This window comes from Sphingomonas jeddahensis, from assembly GCF_001981525.1.
GTDB classification, from domain to species: Bacteria; Pseudomonadota; Alphaproteobacteria; order Sphingomonadales; family Sphingomonadaceae; genus Sphingomonas; species Sphingomonas jeddahensis.
Genome location: NZ_MPSB01000003.1, coordinates 293,040 through 309,909 on the forward strand (window position 1 = coordinate 293,040; position 16,870 = coordinate 309,909).

Genomic DNA, 16,870 nt, shown 5'->3' on the forward strand with positions numbered 1-16,870 from the left:
GTATCCTCCCGCCGCCGACTTGCCCGACCCGGCCTAAGACTTGGTTACCCGCCGGTCGTATTCTGCAAGTTCATAGGCGATCGATGCTTCCACCAGCGTGTCCCACAACTGGCCGATCTCTTGTTCGGGCAATCCTGCGGCAACGGCTTGCGCCTTGGCATTGGCGATGACCTGCGCCTTGCGGGCTTCGTCGCGGACCTGGCCGCGCTCCGGCTTGATGCGCGCGGCAGCGTCCATATAGTCGAACCGGCGGCGGAGGAGGGCGATCAACTCGCGATCGAGCGCGTCGACGCCGGCGCGCACCTCGGCCATGGTGGTGCATTCTTGTCCGGGGAGGGTGGTCATGCCGGGCGCTCTGACGAGGCGAGCGGCGGGTGTCCAGCCTGTGACGCCGTTCGTCATGCCGGGCGTGTTCCGGCATCCACCGTGCCGCACGTCCTGTATCATCGGGAGTGCGGATCAGTGGACCGGGGTAACGATGCCGGTGTGGTGTGGCCGTTACCTTGACTCCGAACCGACACGCGGCTAGGCGGCCCGCTTCGCGATTGCCCCTGCATCCCGGTGAAGCAGGCGGCCCGTCCGTTTCGTGCGGCCGGTGCGATACCGGGACCAACGTTGTCAGCAAGTCTTAGGAATTGAAATGTCGAAGCGCCATAGCGCCAAGCACAAGCTCGACCGCCGTTTGGGCGAGAACATCTGGGGTCGCCCGAAGAGCCCGGTCAACAAGCGTGAATACGGCCCCGGCCAGCACGGTCAGCGCCGCAAGGGCAAGGTGTCCGACTTCGGCATCCAGCTGCGCGCGAAGCAGAAGCTCAAGGGCTATTACGGCGACGTCACCGAAAAGCAGTTCCGTCACTGCTATGACGAAGCGGCCCGGATGAAGGGCGATACCTCGCAGAATCTGATCGGCCTGCTCGAGCGTCGCCTGGACATGATCGTGTACCGCGCGAAGTTCGTGCCGACGATCTGGGCTGCGCGCCAGCTCGTCAGCCACGGCCACGTCTACGTCAATGGCGTGAAGTGCAACATCGCGTCGCGCCGCTGCTCGGTGAACGACGAGATCACGATCGGTACCAAGGCGCAGCAGATGGCGCTGGTGCTCGAGGCGCAGAGCCTCGCCGAGCGCGACGTGCCCGACTATGTCGTGCAGGACGGCACCAGCAAGGTGACCTTCATCCGCGTGCCGACGCTGGACGAAGTGCCCTATCCGGTGAAGATGGAGCCGAACCTGGTGGTCGAATATTACAGCCGCTGATGCCAAGCTCCAGCTAAGCTGGAGCGAGGCTCATGTCAGCAGGCTGGCTGGCCTCGCGCAGGCGAGGACTGGCGCCGCAGCTCTGCCGCAGCAGGCCACAGACAAGAAGAGGGCGGTCCCGCATGGGGCCGCCCTTCTTCGTTCTGCCCTACCGCGTTGCGGTCGGAGTACGAGCCGCTAAGACACGGCGGCACATCGTCAAAAAAGGGGGTCCCGTTGATGCGTCTCTTGTTCAGCTCGGTTCTTGCGCTCGCCGTTGCCACGCCCGCCCTGGCCCAGATCGCCGCGCCGCAGATCTCGGTCGAGACGCTGAAGTCGGTGACGCAGGAGCTGTCGCTGGACGCCTATGAAGGCCGGGCGCCGACCACCGCGGGCGAGCAGAAGACGATCGACTATCTGGTGAAGCGCTTCGCCGCCGCGGGGCTGAAGCCGGGCAACAAGGGGCAGTGGACGCAGGACGTGCCCATGGTGGAGATCACCGCCACCAACGTCTCGCCGTTCACCGCGACCGGCGGTAAGGCGCCGGTCACCTTCAACCATCGCACCGACATGGTCGTGAACACCTATCGCGCGGTGCCAAAGATCGCGCTGAAGGACAGCGAACTCGTCTTCGTCGGCTATGGCATCAACGCGCCCGAGAAGGGCTGGAACGATTATGCCGGGCTGGACGTGAAAGGAAAGACTGTCGTCATTCTTGTCAACGATCCCGATTGGCAGGTGAAGGAAGCCGGGGCGACCGCCGGGCCGTTCGAAGGTCGCGCGATGACCTATTACGGGCGTTGGACCTACAAGTTCGAGGAAGCCGCGCGGCAGGGTGCGGCCGGTGCGATCATCGTCCATGACACCGAACCCGCCGCTTATGGTTGGTCGGTGGTGCAATCGTCATGGACCGGCGCGCAATATGGGCTAGCTGCGCCTAACGATCACATGGATCAGAGCCAGGTGGTCGGCTGGATTCAGCTGCCCAAGGCGAAGGAATTGTTCGCGAGCGCGGGCAAGGATTTCGCTCAGTTGTCCGCGGCGGCGAAGCGGAAGGGGTTCCGCGCCGTGCCGCTTGGTATGAGGCTGTCCGGCAGCTTCTCCAACGAGATCAAGCGCAGCATGTCGAAGAACGTGGTCGGCGTGCTGCCAGGCACGCAGGCGCCCGACGAGGTGGTGCTGTACAGCGCGCATTGGGACCATCTCGGCCGCTGTGATGCGGTGGAGGGTGACGACATCTGCAACGGCGCGGTCGATAATGCGACGGGCACTGCGGCGCTGGTTGCGATGGCCGAGGCGTATCGCGCCGGCGGCCCGACGCGGCGCTCGGTCGGCTTCGTCGCGGTGACGGCGGAGGAGAGCGGGCTGCTCGGCTCGCAATATTATGCCGCGAACCCGGTGTTTCCGCTCGGCAAGACGGTGGGCGGGGTCAACATGGACGGGCTGAACGTCGTCGGCGCAACCCGCGATTTCGAGATCATCGGCGCGGGCAAATCCGAGCTGGAGGATATGGTGAAGCCGCTGCTCGCCACGCAGGGCCGGCGCGTCGCGCCGGAGGCGACGCCGGAATCGGGCAGCTATTATCGCTCGGATCATTTCAGCTTCGCCAAGCTGGGCGTGCCGATGCTGTCGGCGGGCAGTGGTGAGGATCTGGTGAACGGCGGTGTGGCGGCCGGCCGCGCGGCGGCGAAGGACTATCTCGCCAAACGCTATCACGGGCCGAAGGACGAATATGATCCCAAGTGGAATTGGGACGGTGCCGTGCAGGATCTGACCATCTATTACCAGCTCGGCCGGCAGCTCGCCGATGGCGATGCTTGGCCGAATTGGTATCCCACCGCCGAGTTCAAGGCGATCCGCGACAAGTCGCGTCTGGAGGCGAAATGACCCGCGCACCCAAGCCCGAATGGGCGCCGCACAAGGCGGTCTGGATCGGCTTCCCGAGCCATCCCGACTTGTGGGAAGACGATCTCGACCAAGCGCGCACCGAGGTAGCTGCCTTCGCCGCTGCGGTCCATGCCGATGGCCAGGGCGAGGAGGTGCTGCTGGTTGCCGCTGACGACGAGGCGGCGGAGGCGGCTCGCGCGCTTGCCCCGTTCGCCGAGATCGTCGTCGAGCCGTTCGGCGATATCTGGTTGCGCGATACCGGCCCGATCATCGCGGGCGATCGCGTGGCGCATGATTTCATGTTCAACGGCTGGGGCGGCAAATACGATCTTCCCGGCGACGATGACATCGGTCGCCGTCTCGCGACCCAGCGCGGCAAGGCGGTAGAAAGCCATGCCTGGGTGCTGGAGGGCGGCGCGATCGATGGCGATGGCACCGGTCTGGTAGTGACCACCGAGCAATGCCTGCTCAACCCGAACAGGAACCCCGGCCTGAGCCGTGTCGAAATCGAGGCGCGGTTGGATGCCGATCTGGGGTATGACCGCGTGCTGTGGCTCGGCGACGGGCTGCTCAACGACCATACCGATGGCCATGTCGACAATCTCGCGCGTTTCGTGGGCGAGGGGCGGCTAGCGCTGCCGGTCGCGGGGGAGAACGATCCGAACTGGCAGGTGTACCAGCAGGCGGCGGATCGCGCGCGCGCCTTCGGAGTCGAAGTAGTGCCGGTGCCATCGCCCGGTCGCGTGCTGCGCGACGGGGAAGTGATCCCGGCGAGCTACATGAACTTCTATATCGGCAATGCGGCGGTCGTGGTGCCGGTGTACGGAGCGCCGGACGATGATGCGGCGGTTGCGGCGATCCAGGCGATCTTCCCCGGTCGCAGCGTGGTCGGTCTGCGGGCGGATGCGATCCTGACCGGGGGCGGCAGCTTCCACTGCATTTCGCAGCAGATCCCGGCGTAAGGCCCTGCGATGAAATCGTCACCCCGGATCAAGTCCGGGGTGACGTAGCTTGGTCAGCCGAAGACGCGGGCGAAGATGGTGTCGACGTGCTTGTGGTGATAGCCGAGGTCGAATTCGGCATCGATTGCTTCCGGTGACAAAGCGGCGGTCACCTCGGGATCGTTCTTCAGCAGTTCGTTGAGCGACAGCGCGCCGTCCGATTCCCACACCTTCATCGCATTGCGCTGAACGAGGCGATACGAATCCTCGCGGCTCACCCCAGCCTGGGTCAGCGCCAGCAGCACGCGCTGCGAGTGGATCAGGCCGCCCATGCGATCCATGTTGCGCTGCATCCGCTCGGGATAGACCAGCAGCTTGTCGATCACGCCGGTGAGACGGGCGAGCGCAAAGTCGAGCGTGATCGTCGCGTCCGGCGCGATATAGCGCTCGACCGATGAGTGGCTGATGTCGCGTTCGTGCCAGAGCGCGACATTCTCCAGCGCCGGCGTGACATAGCCGCGCACCATGCGGGCGAGACCCGTCAGGTTTTCGGTCAGCACCGGATTGCGCTTGTGCGGCATCGCCGACGAGCCCTTCTGGCCGGGCGAGAAATATTCCTCCGCTTCCAGTACTTCGGTGCGCTGGAGGTGGCGGACCTCGGTGGCGAGCCGTTCGATCGAACTGGCGATCACGCCCAGGGTCGCGAAGAACATCGCGTGGCGATCGCGCGGGATGACCTGAGTGGAGACCGGCTCGACCGCGAGGCCGAGCTTGGCGGCGACATGTTCCTCCACGCGCGGGTCGATGTTGGCGAAGGTGCCCACCGCGCCCGAGATTGCGCAGGTCGCGATCTCGGCCTTCGCCGCGACCAGCCGCGCGCGGCAGCGGTCGAATTCGGCAAAGGCCTGCGCCAGCTTCAGACCGAACGTCACCGGCTCCGCGTGGATGCCGTGGCTACGGCCGATCGTCGGCGTCAGCTTATGCTCCTCGGCACGACGGCGGATCACGGCGAGCAGCGCGTCCATATCCGCGATCAGGATGTCGGACGCGCGCGCCAGCTGCACCGCGAGGCAGGTGTCGAGCACGTCGGAGCTGGTCATGCCCTGGTGCATGAAGCGCGCCTGATCACCGACCTGCTCGGCAACCCAAGTGAGGAAGGCGATCACGTCATGCTTGGTCACCGCCTCGATCGCGTCGATCGCGGCGACGTCGATCGTCGGGTTGGTCGCCCACCATGTCCAGAGCGCGTCGGCGGCTTCCTTGGGCACCACGCCGAGCTCCGCCAGCGCCTCGGTCGCATGCGCTTCGATCTCGAACCAAATGCGGAAACGAGCTTCGGGCGTCCAGATCGCCGTCATTTCGGGTCGGGAATAGCGCGGAACCATGTCGTTTTCCTTGGTCGTGGAGGGCAACGGCTCGCCGTGAGTCGGTGCAAGAGCGGTGGATTGGCGTGCCGGTAGCAGGCAAGCGGCACCGCTTCAAACCCGTGGGCCGGGAACTCCGCTTCGTTGTTGTCTGTTGATACAGGGCAACATGTCGCAAAAGAGGCGACAGAAAAGCCCCCGTCTGGGTGGGCAAAAAAGAGTAAAGTTTAGGAGAGTATGGATGTTGAAGAGCGCTTTGTTCGCGAGCGCGATGATCGTTGCTGTGCCAGCGTTGGCGCAGCAGGCCGATACGCCGAAGCCGACTGCGCCAACGGCTGTGCCGGGTGCTGCAAGTGTTCCGGAAGTACCCGATCAGAACGAGGATGCTGTGGCGGTTGCCCAACGGGGGACGCGCCAAGCCGCGAGCGATTCATCCGCGGCGTCGCCGGGCGGCGATCATGTATCCACCATCGTCCATGCCGAATTCGCCGCTTATGACAAGAACGGGAATGGCGCCCTCGAAAAGGCCGAATTCACCGCCTGGATGGATGCGCTGAAGGCGCGCGCGCCCGAAGGCGCCAAGCCGAGCAGCGAGACGTGGAACAACGCCGCTTTTGCGCAAGCCGACAAAGATCAGTCGACGTCCGTTTCGAAGACCGAATTGACCCACTTCCTGCGCGGGTAAGCGCCTGGCGTGATGGCCAGGCGGCGGCGGCCGGTCAATTTGCCGCCGTTGTTGCCCTTGGGACAATGTTTACGCGATGGCTTTATCGCGATCGCTCATGACCCAGGTCTTTCTGACGATCGACATTGAGATCGCCTGGCGGCACCATGCAGCGGGGCTGGAGCCGGCAGCCGTCGAGGCGCGCTCCATCGAGCCAGGTGGCGTCGGACTGCGCTGGCAGCTCGATCTCCTCGCGCGTCATGGGCTCAAGGCCAGCTTCTTCGTCGATCCGTTGCCGGCACGCCTCTATGGGCTAGATCCGTTCAGGCGCATCGTAGCGGCGGTTTTGGACGCGGGCCAGGAGGTGCAGCTCCACGCTCATCCGAATTGGGCCGGAGCGACGTTGGCTAATCGCCGCGCGCATGGCTCGTTCGAGTTGATCGACCTTTCGGCGGATGGCCAGCGCGAATTGCTTGCCGAAGCAGCGGCGTTGCTGGTCGCTGCGGGTGCACCGCGTCCCGTTGCTTTCCGCAGCGGCAGCTATTCCGCGAATGACGACACGTTATCCGCACTGGCAGCGATCGGCATCGGCTATGACAGCAGCCACAACGGCGCGCACCATCCTTGGCCGAGTGCCATCGGCCTCCCGGCATCACGCATCGCACCGGTGGCACGGCGTGGGGTGATCGAAGTGCCGGTGACGGTGATCGAGGATACGCCCGGCGTGTGGCGCAACTTTCAGATTTGCGCCCTGTCCACCGACGAGATGCGCGCGGCGCTCAACCATGCGATCGACGAGAATCACGCCGCGACCGTCATCGTTGGTCACAGCTTTGAACTTGCCAACCGAGCGGGCCTGGCGCCGAACCGGGTACATGTGCGGCGGTTCCAGGCGCTGTGCGCCTTGCTCTCCGCCTGGCGCGAGCGAGCGCCTACCGCCCATTTCGCCGATTGTTCCGGCTTTCCACTCGACCGCAACGATCAGCCGCTGCCGGCGAACCGCTGGCGGCGCGGTCGGCGGCAGGCGGAGCAAGCATGGTCCAACCTATTCGCCGAGCGGACAGCGTGAGCGGCCTGCGATTGCAGATCGGGGCACGGACGATTGCGACCATTCCCCGCCGGTTAAGCCGGGTTTCCTTGTCGCTGGACCGCGCGCTGGCTGGTCGCATGCCGACACTGCCACCGCTTCCGGGTGGGGAGGACGGTTATCTCGTCACGTCGTTGCCCGAGGCCGTTGCACCGGTCTGGTCGGGTCTCCGTTTCGAGCGGCAGCGGTACACGCGCTATTACGTCGATCTCGCGGCTGGCGAGGCGGCATGGCGGGCGGGCTTGTCCGGCCAGACCCGATCGACACTGAAGCGCAAGGCGAAGAAGCTGGCGGCGACGTCCGGTGGCGCGCTCGACGTGCGGCGCTTCCGGACGGCGGACGAGCTTGCGGCGTTTCACCCGATCGCCCGCGCGCTGGCGGAGAAGACTTACCAAGAGCGTTTGATGGGTGCGGGCCTTCCCGATGATCCCGCCTGGGTGCGGCGGATGATCGCCACGGCCGGTGAGGACGATGTGCGTGCATGGTTGCTCTACGTCGCTGATGCGCCGGCCGCTTACCTTTGGTGCGGCGCCGATGGCGGGACCTTGCGCTACGATTACGTCGGGCACGATCCGGCGTTCGCCGCGCTGTCGTCGGGCAGCGTGCTGATGGAAGCGGCGTTGGTCGATCTGTTCTCCGATCGTTTCGCACGGTTTGACTTCACGGAGGGCGAGGGACAGCATAAGCGCGGCATGGCGAGCGCGGGCATCGCGTGCCGCGACCTGCTGCTGCTTCGGCCAACGCTGGGCAATCGTGGCGCGGTGGCACTGGTTGGCGGCTTCGATGCGGCGATGCGGGTGGCGAAGCGGGCTGCGTCGGTGCCGTTGCTGCAAGGTGTTGCCCGTCGCGTCCGACGCGCTTGAGGCTTTGGTCCTGCGCGTCCTCCAATGCCGTCATGCTACACTTGTTTTAGCATTTACTGTGCCACAAGCGGTGGCGGTGCTGGCGGAAGAGTGGACCCTGAAACAAGTTCAGGGTGACGCTGTTCGGATGGGGTGCCGGCAAGCCCCATAGCTTCGACGCCACCGCTACCATAAACTCCCACCATGCATCTTGCTGCGCCTGCCATTGTTCTCGCGATCCGTATGCATGGCGAACATGGTGCCGTGGTTCGCGCGCTAACACCGGAGGATGGCGTTCGACCGGGTTATGTCCGCGGAGGGCGATCCCGCGCGCTGCGGCCGGTGCTTCAGCCGGCCAATATCATTCTCGGAGAATGGCGGGCGCGCACCGACGATCAACTTCCCGCGCTGACCGTCGAACTCGTGCACAGTCGCGCGGCGCTTCACGGCGAGCCGCTACCGGCTGCTGCCCTCGACTGGCTGACGGCGCTAACCGCAGCGGCACTGCCCGAAGCGCAGCCCTACCCGCGGTTGCATGCCGCTTTGTCGGGTGTGCTCGACGCGATCGAGGCGGCTCCCGCAGCGCGCGGCTGGGCGGGGACGATGGCTCGTTATGAGTTGCTGCTTCTCGCCGAACTCGGGTTCGGGCTCGACCTCGATCGTTGCTTGGTGACGGGGTCGAGTGATGACATCGCTTTCGTCAGTCCGAAGAGCGGCGGGGCGGTAAGCCGGGCGGCGGCGATCGGTTATGAGGATCGGCTGCTGCCGCTTCCGGCGTTTCTTCGCGCGGGCGGTGAGCCGGACTGGCCGGAAGTGTTTGCCGCGCTGGCGATCACTGGGCGCTTTCTCGCGCGCGACGTGCTTGTCGATCGCCGGGCAGAGACGCTGGCCGCGCGTGAGCGGCTGATCGACCGGATGAAGAGAGCGGTTGCGTGATACCGTGGCGGGCGGCAAGGGACGCGCGCTTTTCACGGAGATACGCATGGCCCTGATCGCGATCCTGCCCGGCGACGGCATCGGCCCCGAAGTGACCGCCGAGGCGCGGCGCGTGCTCGAGGCGCTGGCGCTCGACCTCGCGTTCGAGGAGGCTGCGGTTGGCGGGGCGGCCTATCATGCGACGGGGCACCCATTGCCGCCGGCGACGCTGGATCTCGCGCGGCGCGCCGATGCGATCCTGTTCGGCTCGGTCGGTGATCCGTCGTGTGACGCGCTGGAACGGCACCTTCGGCCAGAACAGGCGATCCTGGGGCTGCGCAAGGAATTGACGCTGTTCGCCAATCTGCGTCCGGCCAAGCTGTTCGCGGGGCTGGAGGATGCTTCCGCGCTTCGCCCGGAAGTCGCGCGGGCGATCGACCTTCTGATCGTGCGCGAACTGAATGGCGACGTGTATTTCGGCGAAAAGGGCATGCGCACCACGCCGACGGGTCTGCGGCAGGGCTATGACCTGATGAGCTACGACGAAGCAGAGGTGCGTCGCATCGCCGTGGCCGGGTTCGAGGCGGCACGGCGGCGGCGGGGCAAGTTGTGCTCGGTCGACAAGGCCAATGTGCTCGAAACCTCGCAATTGTGGCGCGACGTGGTGGTCGAGGTGTCGGCGGATTACGACGATGTGGCGCTGAGCCACATGTATGTCGACAATGCCGCGATGCAGTTGGTGCGCAATCCGGGGCAGTTCGACGTGATCGTCACGGGCAATCTGTTCGGCGACATCCTTTCGGATCAGGCGTCGATGTGCGTCGGATCGATCGGGCTGCTGCCCTCGGCCTCGCTCGATGCAGAGGGCAAGGGGCTGTACGAACCGATCCATGGCTCCGCCCCCGACATCGCCGGGCAGGGCAAGGCCAATCCGTGCGCCGCGATTCTTTCGGCGGCGATGATGCTTCGCCATTCGCTCGGGTTGCCGGAAGCGGCCGATCGGGTCGAGGCGGCGGTCGCGGCGGCGCTGGTGAATCATCGCACCGCCGATCTGGGTGGTGATTGCTCGACGCGGACGATGGGTGACGCGGTGCTCGCTGCGCTGTGAGTGATCTGCTCGATCTCGCAATCGTCATTCCGACGTTCAACGAGAAGGGCAATGTTCCGGTGCTGGTCGCCAAGCTGGACCAGGCGCTGGCGGGGATCCACTGGGAAGCGATCTTCGTCGACGACGACAGTCCCGACGGCACCGCCGATGCGGTGCGTGAGCTGGCGCGGATCGACCGGCGGGTGCGAGTGATCCAGCGGATCGGGCGGCGCGGGCTGGCGACGGCGTGCATCGAGGGGATGTGCGCCACCGCGGCGCCGGCAGTGGCGGTGATCGACGGCGACCTGCAGCATGACGAAACGATCCTGCCGCAGATGCTGGCGGCGTTGCACGGTGATGCGGCGCTCGACATTGTCATCGGATCTCGCTTCGTAGAGGGTGGCGGGACTGGGGAGTGGGACCGCGACCGCGTCGCCAAGTCCGCTTTGGCCACCAAGCTGTCGCAGCGGGTGCTGAACGTCGGGCTCAGCGATCCGATGAGCGGGTTCTTCATGATCCGTACCGCGGTGCTTCGTGGCGTGGCGCCGAAGCTGGCGGGGATCGGATTCAAGATCCTGCTCGACATCATGGCGGCGGGCGAGCGGCCGTTGCGCTTCGCCGAATTGCCCTATGTCTTTCGCACGCGGAGCGTCGGGGAATCGAAGCTCGATCATGTCGTGGCGCTCGAATATCTGATCGCCTTGTACGATCGGAAGTTCGGCAAGGTGGTGCCGGTGCGCTTTGCGATGTTTTCCGCGATCGGCGTGATCGGGGTCGGCATCCACATGGGCGTGCTCTCCTTGCTCTACCTTGGCCTTGGGGCGGCGTTTCTGGCCGGGCAGATCGTCGCCACGGTGGCGGCGATGACGTTCAACTACTTCCTCAACAATGCGCTGACCTATCGCGACCGGCGGCTGAAAGGATGGCGGCAGATGCTGGACGGCTGGGTGTCGTTCTGCCTCGTCTGTTCGGTGGGGGCGGTGGCCAACGTCGGGGTGGCGGCGTTTCTGTACGATTTCCAGCACGGGGCCTGGGCATTGTCGGCGCTGGCCGGGGTGCTGGTGGGCGCGGTGTGGAATTATGCGCTGTCGTCGCGCTTCGTATGGGGACGGTATTGAGCCTGAGCCGATGCGCTTCTTGGCACGCCCTTCGACAGGCTCAGCGCGAACAGAGGAAAGGGCATGCGCTCACACCCATGTTGTGAACCACGTCCAGTGCTGGAAGGCGTTGGGATCGGGCAGCGCCTGGGCTGACAGGACGGGAAAGAAGTAGATCGCCAGCGCCGTCGCGACGGCCAGCAAGGCGATGTCCCAGAAGCGGCAGCGCCAGTAATCGAGCGCGAGGACGATGGCGATCACCAGAAACACGCTGGACGGATAGTAATAATAATAGAAGCCCAGTGACTTGGGGATCAGCGCCCAGATGCCCAGGCTGCCGGTCCAGAGTGCGGCGGCGGCGAACAGGCGTGCCGATCCGCTCTTCACCCAACCCCACCAGCAGGCGGCCACCGCGACCAACCCGGGCCACATGATCACTGGATTGCCGATGAGCAGGATGCCGCGCTGCGCCCCGTCGGCGGGCTCATAGAGATACCAGATCGGGCGGATCAGCAGCGGCCAGGTCCACCAGTTCGACTGATAGGTGTGCGCGGGCAGCACCTGCGTCTGGCGGTGGTACATGTCGAGCTGGAAGGGGATGAGGCGGGCGAGCGTCAGGGGATCGTTGCTGTAGAAGAAGGCGGGGGCGAAGGTAACGAAATAGGTCGCGATCGACACCAGCCCGAGTAGCGCCACCGCCGGCACGATCGTGAGGCCGGGAAAACGGCGGGGATCCTCGCGCTTCAGGATGACGAAGGCGATCGCGGCGAAAGCGACATAGGGGGCGGCGAGCCATTTGCACGCCACCGCCAAGCCGAGCAGGATCGCCGCGCCGGTCCAGCGCGCCCAGCCGCCGCGGCGCAGCGCCCAGCCGACCATGAAGATCGCGCCGGTGAGGAAGCCGAGCATGAAGCCGTCGAGCATCGCGATGCGTGCCTGGATGTAGACCGTGAAGCCTAGCAATGTCAGCGCGGCGGCGACGAGGCTGGAGCGGGCGCGGGCGGTGATCTGCCAGACAATGCCGAACACCGCCGCCACCGTGGCGCTGCCGGCGAGCGTCGCCATGACGCGCCAACCGAACGGCGTGTCCCCGAACAGCCGCATGCCGAGCGCAATCAGCCATTTGGCGAGCAGGGGATGCTCGATGTTGGTCGGGCCGGACAAGGCGATCAGCGCGCGGGCGGCGGGGACGTAATGCACCTCGTCGAACACCAACTGATGCGGGACAGGCAGGCGGAGCAGGAACAGCGCCTCCGCCAGCAGGAAGACGACGATCGCGAGCGGCAGCGGGCGGCGGAGCATGGCTGCGGGGCTTAGCGGACGTAGGCGCGAATGTTGAGGAAGTTGAGGCTGTGGCGTGATTTGGTTCAACATTGGCGGTTTGGATGGGGTGGAAGGTGGCGAATGTTGAGGAAGTTGAGGCGCTGGCGTTTGATTCAACATTCGCGGTTCCCCGAGGCGCATGTGGGCCGTCAATGATGGTCACGCCGGCCTTGAGCCGGGGTCCCGCTGCCTTGGCAACGCCAGGGAAGAAGCGGGACCGCGGATCAAGTCCGGGGTGACGGGGTGTATGGGGGTGGTTTTGCCATGAGGTGGGTGGTGTAGGACAGGGTTGGTCGCCTTGGCGCTCTGCCGCTTTGCCGCTCTGCCGTCATGCCGGGCCTGTCCCGGCATCCACTGTGCCGCGCACCGTCAGGGCGCCGGGTTTGCGGAGGGGTGGACCCCGGCACAGGGCCGGGGTGACGGAGCTTTCGCGGACGCGGAGCGGCGTTCGCGACGGTCTCGCAAACCAATGGGTTGCGGGTGAGGGGCGGGCCCGCGGAACGAGTCCGCTGGCGGAGGTGACGAGCCATCGCGCTTGAAAGCGGGCCCGGATTGGCCGAAAGCGTGGCCATGAAACGCCGTACCGGACAAGACCGCTCGATCACTGACACCTGGCGCCCGGCCACCCGGGCCGTGCGCGGGGGGACGGCGCGATCGGAATTCGGGGAAACCTCCGAAGCGATCTTCATGACGTCGGGCTATGCCTATGATTGCGCGGGCGATGCCGCGGCGCGCTTTGCGGGCGAGCAGCAGGGGATGACTTATTCCCGGCTCCAGAACCCGACGGTCGAGATGCTGGAACATCGCATCGCGCTGCTCGAGGGGGCCGAGGCGTGCCGGACGATGGCGACCGGCATGGCGGCGATGACCGCGGTGCTGCTGAGCCAGTTGCAGACCGGCGACCATGTCGTCGCGGGGCGTGCGGCGTTCGGGTCGTGCCGGTGGCTGGTCGATACGCTGCTGCCCAAGTTCGGCATCGCCACCACGGTGGTCGACGCGCGCGACCCGCAGCAGTTCGAGGATGCCGTTCGGCCCGAAACCAAGGTGTTCTTCTTCGAAACGCCGGCCAATCCGACGATGGACGTGGTGGACTTGAAGGCCGTGTGCGACATCGCGCGGGCGCGCGGCATCACCAGCGTGGTCGACAATGCCTTTGCCACGCCGGCGCTCCAGCGGCCGATGGAGTTCGGCGCCGATGTGACCGCCTATTCCGCGACCAAGATGATGGACGGGCAGGGGCGCGTGCTCGCCGGTGCGGTGTGCGGAACCAAGGAATTCATCGACAAGACGCTGCTGCCGTTCACGCGCAACACCGGGCCGACGCTGTCGGCGTTCAACGCCTGGGTGGTGCTGAAGGGGCTGGAGACGCTGGACCTGCGCATCCGGCGGCAATCCGAGAATGCCATGAAGGTGGCGAGCTTCCTGGAGACGCGCGTGCCGACCGTGCTGTATCCCGGGCTGCCGAGCCATCCGCAGCATAACCTCGCCATGTCGCAGATGGAGGCCGCGGGGCCGATCTTCGCGGTGCTGCTGGACGGCGGGCGCACGCAGGCGCACGGGCTGCTCGATGGGCTGGAGCTGATCGACATTTCGAACAACATCGGCGACTCCCGCTCGCTGATGACGCATCCCGCCTCCACCACGCACAATTCGGTGAGCCCGGAGAAGCGCGAGGAGATGGGCGTGACCGAGGGGATGCTGCGGCTGAACGTCGGGCTGGAGGATCCGCAGGACCTGATCGACGACCTCGATCGCGCGCTGGGCAAGATCGGGTTGTGAAGGCGTTCTTCCCCTCGTCCGAAACGACGCGGGGGGTGACGGTGCGCGTCTCCGTCAGTTACCTGCCCGAACAATCCGAGCCGGCGCGCGGGCGCTGGTTCTGGGCCTATCACATCCGCATCGAGAATGATGGCGAGCAGGCAGTGCAGCTGCTGACACGGCATTGGGTTATCACCGATGGTCGCGGCGCCCGGCATAGCGTCGAGGGCGAGGGCGTGGTCGGGGAGCAGCCGTTGATCGCGGCGGGTGCCAGCTATGATTATGTGTCGGGCTGTCCGCTGGCTACACCGGCCGGATCAATGCAGGGCAGCTATCGGATGATCGGTGAGGATGGCGCGATGTTCGACGTGGCGATCCCCAAGTTCGCGCTGACTGCGCGCGCGGTGGCGGACTAGATCCAAGCGATCCTCCCGTTCGTCCCGAACTTAGGCGAGGGACATGGGACAGGCGTGTCGTTCGAGGCTTGTGCCTCGACTTCGCTCGGCACGAACGGGGTAGGCGGCGCGCTAATATCCCCCTCCCGCTTGCGGGAGGGGTTAGGGGAGGGCATGGCCTTTAGCATTGTGATTAGTCGACAGGCCCTCCCCCAGCCCCTCCCGCACGCGGGAGGGGAGTTAGTATGAAGCGGACGCACCTCCCGTTGAACGGCCTGCGCGTGCTCGACGCCGCCGCACGGCATCTGTCGTTTACCCGTGCTGCCGATGAACTGGCCGTCACGCCCGCTGCGGTGGGCCAGCAGATCCGCGCACTAGAGGACACGCTGGGCGTGGTGCTGTTCCGGCGCACTACCAAGGGGTTGGAGCTGACCCCGGAGGGCGAGGCGGGGCTCGCCGCGCTGCGCAACGGCTTCCTCCAGTTCGAGGAAGCAGTACGCGCGATGCAGGCGGGGCAATCGTCCAAGTCGCTGACTATCGCGGCGCCGCGTGACTTGACCGAAAAGTGGCTGCTGCCGCGCCTGGCCGAGATCGCGCGGGCCGATGGCGACCTGCGCTTCGTGGTGATCGCTGCCGATACGGCGCCCGACTTTACCGAAGCGAACCTCGACGTGGCGGTGAGCTGGGGCGAGGGGCCCGGTATTCATGAGGGCGAGGCGATCGAGAGCGACGGCATGGTTACGGTGGAGCGCCCCGGCGGCGGCGCGGCGGCGACGATCGCCTGGCCGGGCTGCGGCGCGGAAGATGGCGGCGCGCTGATCCGTGTCGGCGACGCGGGGCTTGCGCTTGATGCCGCGGCGCAGGGGCTGGGACGGGCGACCGTGCCCGAATTGCTCGCAGCGCGTGACATTGCGGCTGGCGGCGTGATCCAGATCGGCGAGCCACAGCCGTCGCGGCTTGGCTATTGGCTCGTCGCACCACTCCCGCAATGGCGCCAGCGCAAGGTACAGGCGCTGGTCGAAGCGCTGGCCGGGCTCGGGGGGTGAGGGCGGACCCGTTCGAGAGCGAGCGACTGGAGATGCGCGCACCGACTCCGGAGGATGCGCCGGCGCTCTACGAGGCGTATCGTGATCCGGGCGTGATGCGCTTCTGGTCCAGCCCGCCGCATGGATCGGTTGCTGAGACGATCGACTATGTCACCCCTCATGCCGGCGATCAGTGGCGACAATGGGTGATCATCGAGCGCGCGACCGCGCGAGCGATCGGCACGCTGGCCGCGGGCGAGCGGCGGCGCGGGGTGATGGAGATCGGCTATCTCCTGTCCGCCGCGGCGACGGGGCAGGGCTATGCCGCGGAGGCGGTGAGCGCGCTGATCGACCTACTGTTCGCGGAAGGGGCGCGCCGGGTGTTCGCGGACACCGATCCCGACAATGCCCGTTCGATCGCGCTGCTGATGGGGCTCGGCTTCCAGCGCGAGGGGCTGCTGCGTGCGGAATGGGAGACGCATATCGGCGTGCGCGACAGTGTGATCTGGGGGCTGTTGCGCGACGAGTGGCGGGTGGAGAGGTAATCCTTGCCGCTGTGAAGCGGCGATGCGCTCTGAGATCAGGTATCGGGGCCAGCACGTGTGCAAGCACACGGCGGAGGAATGTAGTTCGCGCTCGTGAAGTTATTCAGCGCTGGGGTGCATGTTCCAAGCGAGATCTGCTTGAAGAATGTGAACGGCACTTATCTTATGATCATCTCCGAGATCATAGCGAACTGCGCGCGCCTTATAACAGGGATGAACACAGCTCCAGGCGAAGGCTTCAACGGAATGCAGCCCATCACCTCATCCATGACAAGCACCTGCGATCCTTGAGCCCACGACATCGAACGTATGTGAAGGTTGCTGTCAAATTCCGATTGAACCCGTTGCAGAAACGCTTCGCGATCCTTTGCGACGATCTTGCCGTCAACGTACACGGTAACATTCTCGGCGAAGAGTGCCCCATAATCCTTCATGGATCGGTTGTTGTAGGACTCTTCCAGCAGCTGAACGTAGTTGGGGGAGCCGGGCGGTGGAGGTGGCGGAAGCTGGGCAGCCAGGACAGCTGGAGTCGAAGCGAGACAAACAGCCGCGATTCTCATCGCCGTGAAGGCGAAATGCATTGTCCATCTCCTATCAGGTGCCCCTAGCCGTTCTTAACAGGTTTTACCGTCAGGAGCAGCGCGAGCGAAGGTGTGCGGATCCCGATAGTTCAGGGCGAAAGTCGCATCTGTTCGAAGATGCCTTC

At 65.7% G+C, this 16,870-nt stretch carries 17 protein-coding genes; 13 read left to right on the forward strand and 4 right to left on the reverse strand.

Features of this window, described 5'->3' with window-relative positions:
* Positions 1-33 precede the first annotated feature (33 nt).
* On the reverse strand, positions 34-345 hold the full coding sequence (locus SPHI_RS05470; RefSeq protein WP_076743960.1) for a chorismate mutase: 312 nt from the start codon (positions 343-345) through the stop codon (positions 34-36).
* 295 nt (positions 346-640) lie between these two features.
* Between SPHI_RS05470 and rpsD the strand changes: the two genes are divergently transcribed.
* The 3 genes from rpsD to SPHI_RS05485 all read left to right on the forward strand — a co-directional run bounded on the left by rpsD (position 641) and on the right by SPHI_RS05485 (position 4,083).
* Entirely contained in the window at positions 641-1,255 is a 615-nt protein-coding gene (gene rpsD, locus SPHI_RS05475) for a 30S ribosomal protein S4 (protein ID WP_076743870.1), read from the forward strand.
* Positions 1,256-1,474: 219 nt separating this feature from the next.
* Positions 1,475-3,121 carry a M28 family metallopeptidase gene (locus SPHI_RS05480; protein WP_076743871.1) on the forward strand — a complete coding sequence of 549 codons (1,647 nt, stop codon included), beginning with the start codon at positions 1,475-1,477 and terminating at the stop codon, positions 3,119-3,121.
* Complete coding sequence (locus SPHI_RS05485; protein WP_076743872.1) at positions 3,118-4,083, forward strand: agmatine deiminase family protein; 966 nt, start codon at positions 3,118-3,120, stop codon at positions 4,081-4,083. The genes SPHI_RS05480 and SPHI_RS05485 overlap by 4 nt, the downstream gene beginning before the upstream one ends.
* Before the next feature lie 53 nt (positions 4,084-4,136).
* Here SPHI_RS05485 and purB read toward each other — a convergent pair whose 3' ends face one another.
* A complete protein-coding gene (gene purB, locus SPHI_RS05490; RefSeq protein WP_076743873.1) occupies positions 4,137-5,447 on the reverse strand; it encodes an adenylosuccinate lyase in 1,311 nt (436 codons plus the stop codon).
* Positions 5,448-5,667: 220 nt separating this feature from the next.
* Between purB and SPHI_RS05495 the strand changes: the two genes are divergently transcribed.
* From SPHI_RS05495 to SPHI_RS05520, 6 genes are all read left to right on the forward strand, one after another.
* On the forward strand, positions 5,668-6,111 hold the full coding sequence (locus SPHI_RS05495) for an EF-hand domain-containing protein (RefSeq protein ID WP_076743874.1): 444 nt from the start codon (positions 5,668-5,670) through the stop codon (positions 6,109-6,111).
* 97 nt (positions 6,112-6,208) lie between these two features.
* Positions 6,209-7,159 (forward strand): polysaccharide deacetylase family protein, encoded by a 951-nt coding sequence (locus SPHI_RS05500; RefSeq protein ID WP_076743875.1) that lies wholly within the window; start codon positions 6,209-6,211, stop codon positions 7,157-7,159.
* 98 nt (positions 7,160-7,257) lie between these two features.
* Positions 7,258-8,040 carry a GNAT family N-acetyltransferase gene (locus tag SPHI_RS05505; RefSeq protein ID WP_233130704.1) on the forward strand — a complete coding sequence of 261 codons (783 nt, stop codon included), beginning with the start codon at positions 7,258-7,260 and terminating at the stop codon, positions 8,038-8,040.
* A gap of 183 nt (positions 8,041-8,223) precedes the next feature.
* Complete coding sequence (gene recO, locus SPHI_RS05510; RefSeq protein WP_076743876.1) at positions 8,224-8,955, forward strand: DNA repair protein RecO; 732 nt, start codon at positions 8,224-8,226, stop codon at positions 8,953-8,955.
* A gap of 46 nt (positions 8,956-9,001) precedes the next feature.
* Positions 9,002-10,042 carry a 3-isopropylmalate dehydrogenase gene (gene leuB, locus SPHI_RS05515; protein ID WP_076743962.1) on the forward strand — a complete coding sequence of 347 codons (1,041 nt, stop codon included), beginning with the start codon at positions 9,002-9,004 and terminating at the stop codon, positions 10,040-10,042.
* Complete coding sequence (locus SPHI_RS05520) at positions 10,039-11,139, forward strand: glycosyltransferase family 2 protein (protein WP_076743877.1); 1,101 nt, start codon at positions 10,039-10,041, stop codon at positions 11,137-11,139. The genes leuB and SPHI_RS05520 overlap by 4 nt, the downstream gene beginning before the upstream one ends.
* 69 nt (positions 11,140-11,208) lie before the next feature.
* Here SPHI_RS05520 and SPHI_RS05525 read toward each other — a convergent pair whose 3' ends face one another.
* On the reverse strand, positions 11,209-12,420 hold the full coding sequence (locus tag SPHI_RS05525) for a glycosyltransferase family 39 protein (RefSeq protein WP_076743878.1): 1,212 nt from the start codon (positions 12,418-12,420) through the stop codon (positions 11,209-11,211).
* A 591-nt stretch (positions 12,421-13,011) separates the two neighbouring features.
* Here SPHI_RS05525 and SPHI_RS05530 point away from each other — a divergent pair.
* The 4 genes from SPHI_RS05530 to SPHI_RS05545 all read left to right on the forward strand — a co-directional run bounded on the left by SPHI_RS05530 (position 13,012) and on the right by SPHI_RS05545 (position 16,164).
* Positions 13,012-14,220: a trans-sulfuration enzyme family protein gene (locus tag SPHI_RS05530; protein ID WP_076743963.1), complete on the forward strand. Its 1,209-nt coding sequence runs from the start codon at positions 13,012-13,014 to the stop codon at positions 14,218-14,220.
* Complete coding sequence (apaG, locus tag SPHI_RS05535) at positions 14,217-14,615, forward strand: Co2+/Mg2+ efflux protein ApaG (RefSeq protein WP_076743879.1); 399 nt, start codon at positions 14,217-14,219, stop codon at positions 14,613-14,615. The genes SPHI_RS05530 and apaG overlap by 4 nt, the downstream gene beginning before the upstream one ends.
* A gap of 224 nt (positions 14,616-14,839) precedes the next feature.
* Positions 14,840-15,640, forward strand: a complete 801-nt coding sequence (locus tag SPHI_RS05540) for a LysR family transcriptional regulator (protein ID WP_076743880.1) — start codon at positions 14,840-14,842, stop codon at positions 15,638-15,640.
* Positions 15,641-15,672: 32 nt separating this feature from the next.
* A complete protein-coding gene (locus tag SPHI_RS05545) occupies positions 15,673-16,164 on the forward strand; it encodes a GNAT family N-acetyltransferase (RefSeq protein WP_096348723.1) in 492 nt (163 codons plus the stop codon).
* 158 nt (positions 16,165-16,322) lie between these two features.
* Here the strand turns inward: SPHI_RS05545 and SPHI_RS05550 are convergent, their stop codons facing one another.
* Positions 16,323-16,745: a hypothetical protein gene (locus tag SPHI_RS05550; RefSeq protein WP_076743882.1), complete on the reverse strand. Its 423-nt coding sequence runs from the start codon at positions 16,743-16,745 to the stop codon at positions 16,323-16,325.
* Positions 16,746-16,870: the final 125 nt, after the last annotated feature.

Bases quoted from the DNA above. Each gene is read 5' to 3' on its own strand.
- SPHI_RS05550 (WP_076743882.1), bottom strand. From the start codon at position 16,745: ATGCATTTCGCCTTCACGGCGATGAGAATCGCGGCTGTTTGTCTCGCT.
- leuB (WP_076743962.1), top strand. From the start codon at position 9,002: ATGGCCCTGATCGCGATCCTGCCCGGCGACGGCATCGGCCCCGAAGTG.
- purB (WP_076743873.1), bottom strand. From the start codon at position 5,447: ATGGTTCCGCGCTATTCCCGACCCGAAATGACGGCGATCTGGACGCCC.
- recO (WP_076743876.1), top strand. From the start codon at position 8,224: ATGCATCTTGCTGCGCCTGCCATTGTTCTCGCGATCCGTATGCATGGC.
- SPHI_RS05505 (WP_233130704.1), top strand. From the start codon at position 7,258: ATGCCGACACTGCCACCGCTTCCGGGTGGGGAGGACGGTTATCTCGTC.
- SPHI_RS05540 (WP_076743880.1), top strand. From the start codon at position 14,840: ATGAAGCGGACGCACCTCCCGTTGAACGGCCTGCGCGTGCTCGACGCC.
- SPHI_RS05545 (WP_096348723.1), top strand. From the start codon at position 15,673: ATGCGCGCACCGACTCCGGAGGATGCGCCGGCGCTCTACGAGGCGTAT.
- rpsD (WP_076743870.1), top strand. From the start codon at position 641: ATGTCGAAGCGCCATAGCGCCAAGCACAAGCTCGACCGCCGTTTGGGC.
- SPHI_RS05495 (WP_076743874.1), top strand. From the start codon at position 5,668: ATGTTGAAGAGCGCTTTGTTCGCGAGCGCGATGATCGTTGCTGTGCCA.
- SPHI_RS05480 (WP_076743871.1), top strand. From the start codon at position 1,475: ATGCGTCTCTTGTTCAGCTCGGTTCTTGCGCTCGCCGTTGCCACGCCC.
- SPHI_RS05525 (WP_076743878.1), bottom strand. From the start codon at position 12,420: ATGCTCCGCCGCCCGCTGCCGCTCGCGATCGTCGTCTTCCTGCTGGCG.
- SPHI_RS05485 (WP_076743872.1), top strand. From the start codon at position 3,118: ATGACCCGCGCACCCAAGCCCGAATGGGCGCCGCACAAGGCGGTCTGG.
- SPHI_RS05470 (WP_076743960.1), bottom strand. From the start codon at position 345: ATGACCACCCTCCCCGGACAAGAATGCACCACCATGGCCGAGGTGCGC.
- SPHI_RS05500 (WP_076743875.1), top strand. From the start codon at position 6,209: ATGACCCAGGTCTTTCTGACGATCGACATTGAGATCGCCTGGCGGCAC.
- SPHI_RS05530 (WP_076743963.1), top strand. From the start codon at position 13,012: ATGAAACGCCGTACCGGACAAGACCGCTCGATCACTGACACCTGGCGC.